Origin of the sequence: Rickettsia rhipicephali str. 3-7-female6-CWPP (assembly GCF_000284075.1) — a bacterium.
Lineage (GTDB): Bacteria > Pseudomonadota > Alphaproteobacteria > Rickettsiales > Rickettsiaceae > Rickettsia > Rickettsia rickettsii.
Genome location: NC_017042.1, coordinates 1,175,412 through 1,189,149 on the forward strand (window position 1 = coordinate 1,175,412; position 13,738 = coordinate 1,189,149).

Below are 13,738 nucleotides of genomic sequence, written 5' to 3' on the forward strand. Positions count from 1 at the left end.
ATTATATACCCCCTTTATTAATGGTCAATCATATTGTTCCTAATTATGGAAGCAATTATACCAAATAGTAATAAAGTAATAGTTACAGTGAGCGTAACATATGCCGGAATCGCTATATAATGATGAATAAATATTTTAAAGCCGATAAATATTAAAATTAAAGCCAAAGAATATTTTATATAACTGAAACGTTCTACAATTTCTGCTAAACAAAAGAATAACGCTCTAAGCCCTAAAATAGCAAAAATATTTGAAGTATAAATTATATAAACATCATTAGTAATTGCGAATATTGCCGGTATACTATCTATAGCAAAAACTAAATCTATTGCTTCTATCAGTACTAGAGATATAAAAAGGGGAGTACAATATAGTTTGTTATTGCGTTTAACAACAAATTTATCCCCTTCAAGGTTAGGGGTAATATTTAGATTTTTTATTATTGACTGGCAAATATAAGAATTCTGTATATCAAAAGTTTTATGTGATACATAGAAAGTTTTTATACCTGTAGCAATAAGTATTACGGCAAAAATATATAATAACCAGGCAAATTTATTTATAAGAATAATACCGCCGTAAATCATTACGGCTCTGAATATTATTACGCCTATTATACCGAAAAATAAAACACGATGTTGATATTGCCCGGGAATTTTAAAAAATTGGAACATAATAGAGATAACAAAAATATTATCAAGTGACATAGCTTTCTCAATGAGAAAACAAGTATAATATTCACGAGCATGATCTGCCCCCATATTATAGTAAACATAGATACCGAATAAACAAGCTATTACAAGATAGAAAAGACTAAAAAGTACGCTTTCTTTAAAGCTCATTATGGTATTTTTTTTGTGTATTATTCCCAAATCGAGAATCAGTAAAGCAGCGATTACCGTATAAAAAATAATCCAACTCATTTATTTATCTCTTCATTTTATATTGCATGTGGAAATATAGTCCTCCACCAAACATAACTCTTAGCTGGAATCTTATAGTATTTTCTCCTTGTTTTAAATAACGCTTTATATCAATCGGTAAATTTTTAGCTTGTAATGCTTGACCTTGGTCATTTCCATTGTTACAGTACCTTTTCTCATCTAGAGAATCAACGTTAGTCGGGAGGCTAAGTAACTTTATGCCGTTGACATATATTAATGCGCAATCATCATACCATAAATCTTTTACTTCAAAATACTCAATATCGTCCATTATTGCATCTAAAGTTACTTTGAATTCTACAGTATGCAATATTGTATTATCCGGTTTATTTGCTGCCTCTATAAATGCTCCATCCTTTGGAAATGCCATAATGCTCCCCTGTGGTACCGGTTTTTTGTTTAAGATATAGTCACCTATTTTAGTTACCGGATTATAAGGGGTCTCAGGTAATTGGTCTGATGGAAAGTCGTTATAACCAACTTTTATAGGTAGTCCTTTAGATTCTCTACAGCCGACATTTTGGCCTAAAGGTTCAAACTCGACAACCTTTCTATCAAAATATGATAAACAATGGCGTTCTAAAGGTTTATTAGGATCAATAGGTATCCAATTCGTCGGGCATTTTCCTTTTGCAAGTTCTCCTATATCGCTTTCAGGCCATTCTGCATTACCATGATTGTTACCGGAAGGAGCTTTCTCTGTGCTAGGAATTTTAGCACAAGTAGGTACTAATATAGGAGCGCAAAGATTTAGCTCTTGCCAAGTTTTATCTCTTACATCTTCAGTCTCAGCTTTATATGTCGGCTCAGGAGGAGTATTGTTCTCTCCTTTTGTATATGTCACTGTATAATATTTTGAAGGATCTACCGGTACTAATATTGGTCCTATGTTAGGTTTCGGCTCGATTCTATCTGTATAATCCCTACTTAAAACACATATTGGAGTATTAGCCTTATCGTTATTGGTATAGCATTTACTCGGAATCTTATTTATATTGCAAGTATAAATTGTAATACCTCTTCCTGGACCTGACACTGTTTCTTCTAGAGTACAGCGCGTTAGATCTGTATCTTTTTTACATAAGCCAAGATTTGGATATTTAACGTTATATTTATTTTTAAAATCTTTACAATTTATAGTATCGTTGTTGTTGAGTTTAGCAAGTACACAATTTGTCGAGTCATTATTGTAACCGGGAATAGGTGATCCATCAGGTAAAGTAGGACGCAGCATAGGGTTACAATGTTGGAAATTTTTCGGCATCAAGCAGGCATGCGTTCCACCTTGGATATATTTACCGTTTATATATTCTAAATATTTTAAATATACCGCACTTGAGTCAGGATTTCCATTACTATCATAAGGTTCTTTATCGTCTTTATATTTACCGTGAATAGTCAACTGATTTAGAGCATTCTCTCCTGAAAACGGCATAGCAATATATTTATCTTCCTTTGGATCTTTTGGTGGATCTTTAGGTATAAACGCAACGGAAGAACTATACTTATAACCGGCAAGCATTACTATGCTTTCTGTGTCAGTGGGGTTGGGAGGTGGAGGTCCGGCGTATGCTAACGGCGTTACAAGAGTGCTTGTTTCATCTATGATATTATCGCCTTCTCTTACTTGTACTGACGCAATGAATTGCGGTTTATAATAAGCATCGTTGGGATTGCTATTATTAGTACAGGTAATTCCGGCATATTGCTTTGCACATTCGTAAGCAGCTAAGCTGTAAGAATGATTTACTCTCGGTACGCAATCTATTAAATTACCAGACTCAAATAAGCAAATATTATTAGGATTTTGCTTATCGTCTTCGGTATTACTAATAGAGACATAAAGCTTTCTATCTTTACCGTTATTGTCTTTTAAGGTGACATCTGTCTTTATAGGCATTAAGCTAGCTGTATCTTGCTTTTGTACCTCAGGAAATTTTACGCTTACATCCTTAAATTCGCCGATATTAACTCCCCACACTTTTTGACAGGTAGTTGAATTAGAACTTGGACAGTCCGGTATATCGCTTATGTAGTAATCGCTGGGTGTTTCTACATTTCCAATTTTCTGCGAATATACTATTCTAAATCCCTCATTACAACCGTTAGCTGTAACACTACATGGCGTAGAAATTTCTGTATTAATACATGGAGTGTCGCCTGAAGTATTCTTACACGATTTAATTAAATCTTTAAAAGCTGTATTAGTATGAGTAATTTTTGCTGAAGAAAAATCTATATTACGTGGTTCTACACAAGTTTTGAGGTCAGAGGAAGAACTCGTGCAAAGTGGAACAAGATTGCTAAAGCTAACACGTATGGTATTATTAACAATATTGTTTTTAACATTAATATTAGATGGCACTACACAAGCCGGACTAGTAGAAGATTGGTCAAACTTGCCGCTTGCATCTTTTATGCTACATACATTATTAGCACTCGCATTAATGCTAATATAATCTAAATTTGGACAATATGGCGGTGGAAAAGGCCCTAAAGGTAATTGTACACAACCAAAAGAATAGCTATCTACAGAGCCGTTTAATGACCCAAGTGCTTCAATAATTTTTATTATTAAAGCAGGAAAAAATTTGAAAATCTCTCCTATTGCATTAAGTATTGATTGAAGTACTTTTATAAATTCTGAATCTTGATTTATCATACCAAGAAGCTGCCCTAATAAACTTGGTAAACTTACTCCTTTTATCGTTTCAACTAAAAATTTTAATACTTTTGCAATAGGGCTAAGTTCGTTAGTGTGATGAAGAGGTTGACGATTAGGATTCCAGTCCATCGGATCAAGATGTACACCAGAATCTGAAACAAGGTTAACAAGTCCAGGATCGCTATAAGCACAAAGTTTAGGAGATTTTAAAGTAATTATTTGTCCGTCTATACCGATTATCTTATTATCAGTTTCTGTATAACCGACTTTATTGAGATGTACTCCATCGGTATAACCTGGATCCGCAGGGGAAGGTGGGGCATTTATCCCGGGAGGTGGAGGCATATCCGGTACGGCAACTCTAGCACAGACTCTAGTTAGAGGTAGACCGTAACCTGTAGGCCATAATACACATTCTCCATCCCAATTTAAAGTAGAGTTTTGGTGCCAACAAGCTACGGCATTACAGCTTTGAACTCTAATACGAATTTTTGGAGTAAAGTAACTACTATCAGGGGCTTCTTCTGCACATCTATTAAGTAAAAAACCGATAAATGTACCTGGGTAATCAAATTTTAATAAACAAGTATCATTATCGCGACCGTCGCTTTTATTCCAAGGAGGACATAATGTGCCTGGTTTAAAAGGCCCTCTTGGTTTTGCATTGATGCCTCCATCCTTATTCCAAATTTCCGTTCTCTCACTTTGACCGCAATTACATGGATCGCTAAGACAATCGGCTATATCACCCCAAATAGATGCATATACATTAAATGAGAAAAATGAAAATAAGAAAAATAGTAAATATTTTTTTAACACTTTGAGTATTCTTTATGCTCGTTGTTTTTATAGTTCATAATAAATTATTGTCATCCCACGAGCTTGTAGTGGGATCCAGTCCTTTTAAATGTTTTTTGGATCCCATAATAAATCACGGGATGACAGAGTGAAATATTAGTCCGTATTTAACTCATTATATAGGTAATTAACCCAATTATCCGGAGGACCTTGGTGTTGTTCAAGTATTTTTTTATAAATATCCATTTCCTCCTGTCTGCTTGATAAAATACGGACAACTCCTATTAAAGCGGCAATACTTAATTCAGAAGCTATCGATTCATTATCCTTACTAATTAAGAACATTCTTGCAGAAAGTATTAGCTGTGATAATTTTCGTATTTCCGGCTCGCTTAAACCTAAAATTTTATCTAAATCTTCTATTTTAACGTCAGACGGTAGAATAATTTTAGTATTAATTAAATCAAGCCAAGGTTTTATAGTATATTTTGGATATGACTTAAGATAAATAAAATTGAAATTACTGACGAAAATACCGTTATTTTGAGACAAATTATTATAGATTAAATTTATATTATCATAATAAACCTCAGGTCTGTAAAGTTTATCAAAATTATCGGCAGCAAATATTTTAGGTTTTGTGCCAACTAGACTTAAATGATAAGTAAAAGCATAAATTACTGCTGCACTAATACTTTGGTGTTTCTTTAAATTATTATTAAATTGTTCTAAAAATTTTCTCTCCGTCGGGTAAAATTGTTTAGAAAACGGCTCATCAGAAAGTTTATATAAATTAAACCCTATAACTTGCCCTTCTTCAATGTTAAGAGACGATCCGTCAAATAATCCGGAATATAATTGTTCTTTGGTAAAAACTTTAAGTTTATCAAGTATTTGTATTCCTCCTTCCTCCTTAAAATCTTCTAATTTTAAAATATCGGAAAAAATACGTTTTTCTTTTTCAATTGATAAAATTTTATTTTTTAATTTCTCTAGAAATGATATCTCTATTTCGCTAAGAGGTGAAATATAATGACCACTGATTAATTTTAAAAATTCTAAAATGAATGCTTGTGATTTTTCTGTATCATCTACTAAAAATGGATTGATAATTTGTTTGTCCGGTTCTAACCATTTGCCTTCTATTGCCTCGATAAAAATTTTAGAATCATTATTATTAGAGATATAAATTATTGTTGGATCGTATTTAGTCGATTCTGATATTAAAAAGTTCAATAATACGGTTTTGCCGGTTTTTTCCGTACCAAAGATGCAAGTATTACCTTTATTCGTTTTATCATGAAAATTCATGAAATATGGAGTACCTTTCTCGGTTCGTAGTAAAGTTATAGCCTTACCCCAAGGATTATATTGATTACCGAGTGTAGTATTATGAAGAGCGGTAAAAGAAGCAATATGCTCTACGGATAATGGCGACATTCTACGTATAAAGGCAAAGTTAGCAGGTAATTGCGACCAAAATATTTGCTCAATATTAAGATCTTCTTTTACATGAATAATACCAAGTTTAAAAAGTTCGGTTGATGCTTTAGCTACGGCTGCATCTAGTTTATTTTCATCTTCTTCTATAACGGCAATTGAAATTTGCTGATTACAAAATTGAAAATCTAAATTAGCTGCATCAAGCTTATTAATCCCTTTGTGATTAAGTAAAGTTGAGTCGTTAGTAATTTTTAGAATATAATCTTGACCACGCAATTTGGATATTACTTGTTTTTTGCTAACAAAGTAAAATATTTCAGTTATTATTAATTCAATCGGTAACTGTAAAAATTTATCCAGTGTATTAGAAGGAGTTTCGTGATATTCTTTTATAGATAGTAAAGAAGCGAATTTATTATTTTTCTCATGATCCGTAACTACCATTTTATCGCTGCTAATTGTATAAATACTTCTACCTAGTGCATCGGATAAATCTATTATAGGTACCAAACAATCATTATTATTAAGGTTAGCTATTCGATTATATAAAAATAAAGGATTAGAAAAAACATTATCATTTTCAAATATTATACCGAGTTTTTCAGCACCGAATTCGTTTAAATCGTTTAAAATATTATTAGTGATATTGTCTAATTTTTGAAAAGCTGAATCTAAGTAGTTATTTTCAAAATCAGTAATTAATTTATTAGATAAAGAATTTATTAAAGAGTTAAAATTTTTGATGTTAACTTTAGCAGAATCATGTACTATAGATATATATAAAGTATTAACGAATTTATCATTCCAATGGTTTTTTCTTTGCCATAGGGTATGAATATTTGCCGGTAATAATTTTTTGTAAGGAGTTGAATCGTCTAAGTTTTGTTTTTCTCGTATTGTATGTAGCCAAAAAGCAAAATCATAATCGTTTATATTTTTTTTTATAGAAGCTCTAACTATTTCACGTAAATTTTGTATGTTATCGCTTATTTTCTCTGAGTTAATGCCATGTATTTTGATAATTTGTAGTAATTTACCGTCTTTGGTAAGTAAAGTATTTTCATTATAATGACATGCTATAGGTATAAAATTAGGAGCATTGTAATTATATATATCTTTGTCAAATTTTCGTAAATCACTAAACACAAATAACCTGAATTTAAATTATCGTTTTGTATACTCGTTCAACTTGACAAATTGGCTACGTCGTCTTTGTAAGTCCTCGGATGCTCACGTATTAAGTATACGCTCTGCCCTTCGGCTTACAGACTCCTTGTTCTTTTCCAAGTTGAACTTCGTATAACAACTCTTCATTGCACAGGAGTATATACTAATGAACTTTGCCTGCGTGGATGCTAGAGTCGTCATTGCGAGCAGCCGTAGGCCTCTACTCGATGTCATTCCCGCTTTCGCAGGAATGACATAAGAGCCATGCAACAAAGCCAATTTAACAACAACTAGAAACTTTATCTTATTATTTTTATATTTAATAAACAATTATTCACTATAGGCAGTGATTTTTTGTAATCCTCCCATGTAATTTATCAAGACATCCGGTATAGTTATTGATCCATCTTCATTTTGATAATTTTCAAGTATTGCAACCATAGTTCTTCCGATAGGTAATCCTGAAGCATTTAAAGTATGAACTAAGGTAGTTTCGTTACTGCCGAATTCTTTATATCTTGCTTTCATTCTACGTGCTTGAAAATCTCCACAATTAGAACAGCTAGCAATTTCGCGATATTGCTTTTGTCCCGGAAGCCATACTTCTATATCATAGGTTTTTTTTGCCGCAAATCCCATATCTCCAGTGCAAAGTAACATAACACGATAAGGAAGATTCAGTTTTTGTAAAATAGTCTCTGATGCATTAGTTATATATTCATGCTCATTTTTTGATTCTTCAGGGGTAGTAATAGATACTAGCTCAACTTTACCGAACTGATGTAATCTAATCATACCTCTTGTATCTCTACCGCTACTACCTGCTTCTGATCTAAAGCACGGGGTGTAAGCAACATAACGCATCGGTAATTTTTCTCTTGGTATAATAGTATCGGCGACTATATTTACTAAAGATACTTCTGCGGTTGGAATTAGTCTGTAACCATTTGTTGTTGCAAAAGACTCTTCGGCAAATTTAGGTAGTTGTCCTGCATTATACATAGCATTATCTCGAACTAATACCGGAGGTGATATCTCAAAGAAATCCAACTCTTTAGTATGAACATCAATCATAAAATTAATTAAAGCACGTTCTAGCTTTGCTAAATCACCTTTTAACGTTACAAATCTAGTTCCAGAAATTTTAGCAGTTTGTTCAAAATCCATTAAATTTAATTTTATACCTAGTTCAAAATGCTGTTTATTCAAAGCATTTGGATTTGTCTCTCCGTAAGTACGAACTAATTTATTCATACTTTCATCCATTCCGTAAGGTACTTCTTCGTCCGGAATATTAGGAAACATATTTAATAGTTCATTTAATTCGTTATTATTATTTAGATCCTGTTCAAGTGCTTCCAACTTCTCATTTATATGTTTGACATCTCTTTGTAACCCTTCAAACTCTTCGCCGCTTTTAGAGGCCATATTACCTAAAATCTTTGATTTTACCTTACGTGCATGCTGAAATTCTTGAATTAAACTCATAATTTTTCTTTTCTCTCTGTCGAGCATAGCAATTTTACTAGACATAGGTTCAATAAATCTTTGGCTAAGCTTTTCATCGAACAATGCTTGATTTTCTCTAATCCATTTGATATTTAACATTTAGTGTCCTCAGTTTTTCTATAAAATTACATATCATTATTGAAGTTTCATATAATAAAAGTAGCGGTATTGCAAGAGCAAACTGGCTTAAAATGTCAGGAGGCGTTAATATTCCTGCAATAATAAAGTTAATTACCACGGCAATGCGTCTTTTTTGCTTAAGTGTTTGTACCTTAACTATTTTTAGTATATTTAATATAATTATCACAACTGGTAGTTGAAAAGCAATTCCAAAAGCAATAATTAAATGAATAACTAAATTTAGATACTCACTAATTCTTGCTTCCAAAACTATCGGTACTATCATATCACGTTTTTCAAAACTAAGAAAAAAATTCCAAGCTTTCGGCATTACAAAGTAAAAAACAAAAATACTACCGCACCAAAATAAAATAGGTGACATAAAAAGAATAAAAGCGATAATTTTTTTTTCATGGCGGTGTAACCCGGGACTGATAAATAAATAACACTCCAAAGCAATTATAGGTATAATAATAGTAAAAGCAGTAAAAGCTGCAAGTTTAATATAGGTAAAAAATGCTTCTGTAAGTCCTGTATAAATTATATTTCGTACCGTATCACCGCTTAGCTTAGCAAGCGGTTTTAATAAAACACTATAAATATAGTCGCTAAAATAATAGCAAATAGCAAATATAATTATAGAAGCAGTAAATATTCTAAGAAGCCTTATTTTTAATTCTAATAAATGTTCTTGAAAACTATATAGTTTCATAAAAATTCTGACTCTTCATTTCGCAGTAATATATATTATATATCAACATTATAAATGTTTTTTAATAATTGTCATATCTTTTTAGAAATATTCACAAAGCCTAGTTTCTTTCTATATATTTTATAAAATATCGGGATAAATAACATGCTAAACAGAGTATTACCTAAAAAGAATACAGGCCAAGTAAGATATTTTGCACAAATACCGCCAAGGCTAGCTAGAATAATACGGCTAAGAGAGCTAAAAGATGCAATAATAGAATATTGTGTGGCAACAAATTCACTATTGCAAAGGCTAGCAAAATAGATAGAGATAATAGTTCCTGCAAAGCCTGCACAAAAATTTTGTACTGTAACAGTTAGTATAAATGGCTTTATATCATAGCCGATAGTAGCAAGAATCATAAACATAAGAGGTGACAATAATTGAATAACTCCACCAATTAAGACACTATGAAATATACCCATTTTTGCAGCTAAAACGCCGCCTAAAGCTCCTCCGACGATCATGATTAGTAACCCGTAAGCTTTGTAAATAACGACAATTTCATGAGTAGTAAAACTTAAATCTAGAAATAAAGGCGAACTCATAGCCATAGGTATAGAATCCGCAGCTTTATATAAAAAGATAAACAATATAGTTAGCAGTAAATATTGCTGTTCATTTTTTAAGGAGATAATACTTTTTTTTATAACTTCAAAATATTTTCGTAATCCTATTAAATTATTAGTTGTATGGTGTATTTCTTTTGATTGTGGTTCTTTGATACATAAAATTACTATAGGTCCAATTAGAGTAATGAATAGAGCAAATTTATATACTGTATTCCAGCCGAAAATAATTGATAAATATAAAGTACCGACGCTGCCAAGTAACATACCTAAACGAAACCCTATGCTACTAAAGGTAAAAGCCATTGAAAGCTCTTCTTTAGATGTAGGTCTCTCAATTCTATATGCATCAAGTACAATATCTTGTGTAGAACTGCAGAATGAAATAATAAATAAGATAATTGCAGTAATATATAAGTTATTACAAGGGCTTATGTTTAAGAACCCCGTCATCGCTAGGATTAAAAATATTTGTGATACCAATGCCCAGCCACGCCTGTGACCGAATTTAGAACATAAAAAAAGTATAGAGTATTTATCTATAAAAGGTGACCATATGACCTTTAAGCAATACGGAAAGGCAGCTAGTGATATCGAACCTATTATATCAGTGGTGTATTTTGCTTCGGATAATTGATATGGAACTGTAAAAAAAATTAAATTGAACGTAAGACCGGAAATTAAGCCTAAAAGTAAAATACCGATTAAATATGTATGGTTATTTATGTCATTCTTGCGTGAATTGATCTTCAACGTCATTTTGAGGAAAAACTGTAAGTTTCGACGAAGCAATCCAGTAAAAAATTCTGATTTACAGAATATTCTATTATTATTTCTGGATTGCCACGCTCCTTGCAGTTGTGGCTTTGTTGCATGGCTTACTCCCACCTCTGTCATCCCGCAAGTTTGTAGTAGGAGTAGGACCCAGTTAAAAATACTAATATTGTTAATATTTTTAATTGTTTTCTGGATACTGTGGTCAAGCCACGGTATGACACCGAACACGTTTTTTGAGCCATGCAACAACGCTTTCAGTTGCTTGCAATGACGATTAGGTACACACGCAATAATGCCTCGCAGGAATGACATAAAGGAATGATTAAAAATTTTGTACACGAAATCTAATAGCTTTAAATAGTTACTTAATATTTCATTTTTAGGGAGTAAGGAGCGACTTTGGAAAATATTTTACCGACTACCGGTATTTTAGTTACAATAGTGCTGATTAAGAAAAAGGAAGGAATAACATTTCCTTTAACCATAATTAATTGCTGCTTGGTATCAATATTACCTGTCATAGTAAAATCAAAGAACGGTCCATGTGCTTCCGTATCAAAAATTGTAATTATATTTCCTCTATAATTAAACTTACCGCTCATATCTTCAAATAAAATATTTTTATTATTAGTTATTGAACTAAGAAAACCCGGCAACGAAACAAAGGAAACAAGCCGTGTTAAAAAAGGAGTATCGACTACCGTAAAATGTTTTATAGAAAATTTGCCGTCTAATATTGGCACTATTTCACCTTTTTTTACTTCATATCTTTTTGTATTTAAGTTGATGTTAATCTGACCGTTTTGCATAGTGGTATACATTCCGAGTCCCTTAAGCAATGCTCCGGCATTATCGGATTCAATTAACCATTGTTCAAAAGTTTCCTTAGCGGTAAGCGACATCTTAACTTTTTTATTATCAATATTAGCATTTAGAAAGCCGGAGAAACATCGTACTTTATCACATTTAATTGCTAAATCAAGATTACCTAGAATTATATTATTCTTTAAAAGTATTTTTGATATATTAGTTTTTAAATTAATATTACGTGTAGAATCTCCCGCTTTTTCTAAAAACTGCATCATATTAGCATTTGATAAATCTAATCCGCTTCCATAAAGTGCTGTATTAAGATTATGGTTATCTATGATTATTTTTCCTTTTAAATCCGTATGATTATGTTTAACAGAGGCTAGATTAATATTATAAATATTTTTCTTAATTAAGGCATTACCGTTAATTTTTAGATTATCCTGCCCTGAAAGGTTAAATTCAATATTTCTATCGAAATTTTTATCATTTAATTTAGTATATAAATATAAATTGGCTTTTTTATATAATTTTTTATGAATAGATACTTTATCTATATAAAATTCTAAATTATTAAGATTAGAATTAACGGTAATAAAACTCTCATTATTATGCTGTTTTTTATACTCAAAATTTAAAACGGTGCTGCCTGAAATTAATTTAAACACTCCAAATCTTTGATTATTTGCCACAATATTGCTTTTTATTTTAAGTACACACTCATTATTTTTATCCGATATATCATGATCATAAGTAAAGCTGCTTGCATAATTATTAATGTTACCTTTACCGCTAATATTTAGTTTATTATCTTTAAAACTACCTTTGGCTTCACCGTTTTGTAATAGGATATTATTGTCTAAGGTGTTAAAAGAGATATTTGTTAATGTCGACAAAACATTATAGCTATTAGGGATATTGGGGCTAATAGGAATTATTAGCTCTATTATTGAATTTGCCGTTCCTTTGATTTTTTTAAGATCAATATTTTGAGCTTTAATATTTTGATATGCATCATTTGGAACAAAGGCAATTAAGTCATTAATTTCACCTTTAGCAGTAGCATTAAAAACAAATTGTGATTTGTCCGGTCCTTCCCATTTGAAAGTCATAATACCGTCTGAAACGACACTTTTACCGCTATATGCTTCATTAATTAGAAATTTTATTTCCGGTCCTGAAATGATTATATTAGTATCAACTTTAGTCAAAGGCGGTAAATCTGTATGATATTTATATTCAAAATTCGAGATATGTAAATTTGCTTTTAAATTATCTTCTACTAAAATATTTTTTTTAAAAAATTTTTTATCTAATTTAATATTTAATTCTCCGTTTTGGATGTAACCTTGTTTTATATGTTCTCGTAAATATGAGATTATAGGATTATCCGGAATAATTTTTTCGACTGTTTGATAAATTATTAAAGGCATATTTGCGGCAGCTGCACTTGCATCGATATTTTTATCGGTTATTATACCGTTTAGTGATAAAAAAGCTTTGTTCCCAAAGGTGAGTTTGCAATTAACGGTCTTTGGATTATCTTTAGAATAGGCGGTTTTATATGAGCATAAAGCATTTCCTAGAGGTAAGTTTGCTCCTTGCTCATCAGTTAAGATATCACTTTTTATTGAAGTTAGTCGTATGTCGGTTAGGGAATCTTTTTTCATTATATTTAACGAATAATCACCGGTTGTTGAAGTATTTATAATCTCTTCATCGTTATTTGAAATTACGGAAATTTTATCGATATTAAAATTAGCCTCTATTAACGCATTAGAGAAGAAATTTTTGAAATTAAAGAAAAGATTAAAATCGTTAATTTCTCCTCTAGCATTATCTATAAGACTTAAGGAAATTTTATCTATGGATAATCGGTTTTCTTTAAATTCTAAATTATGTAGTACAGCCTTTATATCATTTTTACTTAAATAAAATTCAATTATTTTTTTCAAAGGTTCATTTAAGTTTCCTGTATTTGCACTATAAACAGTTAGAGTTATAGCCAAAGATAATGAAATCAGAATTATAAAAATAATAATAAAGGTTTTTTTAATAAAATTCATTTGAGCTTGTAAATCTATTGAAATATGATAAAAGCTTTTTATATTCTCGGATAGAACTTCAAAAATTGGCTACGTCATCCTACAAGTACTTCCGGTACTCACGTATTAAGTATACG

The 13,738-nt window shown here is 31.2% G+C and carries 7 protein-coding genes and 1 pseudogene; all 8 read right to left on the bottom strand.

Features of this window, described 5'->3' with window-relative positions:
* Positions 1 to 17 precede the first annotated feature (17 nt).
* Positions 18 to 923, bottom strand: coding sequence for a TerC/Alx family metal homeostasis membrane protein (locus MCC_RS06515; protein WP_014409044.1), 906 nt, complete (start codon positions 921 to 923; stop codon positions 18 to 20).
* Positions 924 to 927: 4 nt separating this feature from the next.
* Positions 928 to 4,428 carry a hypothetical protein gene (locus MCC_RS06520; protein WP_014409045.1) on the bottom strand — a complete coding sequence of 1,167 codons (3,501 nt, stop codon included), beginning with the start codon at positions 4,426 to 4,428 and terminating at the stop codon, positions 928 to 930.
* Between the two features lie 135 nt (positions 4,429 to 4,563).
* Positions 4,564 to 6,996, bottom strand: a complete 2,433-nt coding sequence (locus tag MCC_RS06525; protein ID WP_014409046.1) for a VirB4 family type IV secretion/conjugal transfer ATPase — start codon at positions 6,994 to 6,996, stop codon at positions 4,564 to 4,566.
* Between the two features lie 38 nt (positions 6,997 to 7,034).
* Positions 7,035 to 7,137, bottom strand: a pseudogene (locus MCC_RS11290) (palindromic element RPE5 domain-containing protein).
* 210 nt (positions 7,138 to 7,347) lie between these two features.
* The gene (serS, locus tag MCC_RS06535; protein ID WP_014409048.1) at positions 7,348 to 8,625 is read right to left on the bottom strand and encodes a serine--tRNA ligase; all 1,278 of its coding nucleotides are present in this window, start codon (positions 8,623 to 8,625) and stop codon (positions 7,348 to 7,350) included.
* Positions 8,603 to 9,358 carry a twin-arginine translocase subunit TatC gene (gene tatC, locus MCC_RS06540; RefSeq protein WP_014409049.1) on the bottom strand — a complete coding sequence of 252 codons (756 nt, stop codon included), beginning with the start codon at positions 9,356 to 9,358 and terminating at the stop codon, positions 8,603 to 8,605. The genes serS and tatC overlap by 23 nt, the downstream gene beginning before the upstream one ends.
* Before the next feature lie 71 nt (positions 9,359 to 9,429).
* On the bottom strand, positions 9,430 to 11,085 hold the full coding sequence (locus tag MCC_RS06545) for an MFS transporter (RefSeq protein ID WP_196792954.1): 1,656 nt from the start codon (positions 11,083 to 11,085) through the stop codon (positions 9,430 to 9,432).
* Positions 11,086 to 11,111: 26 nt separating this feature from the next.
* Complete coding sequence (locus MCC_RS06550) at positions 11,112 to 13,622, bottom strand: YhdP family protein (RefSeq protein WP_014409051.1); 2,511 nt, start codon at positions 13,620 to 13,622, stop codon at positions 11,112 to 11,114.
* Positions 13,623 to 13,738: the final 116 nt, after the last annotated feature.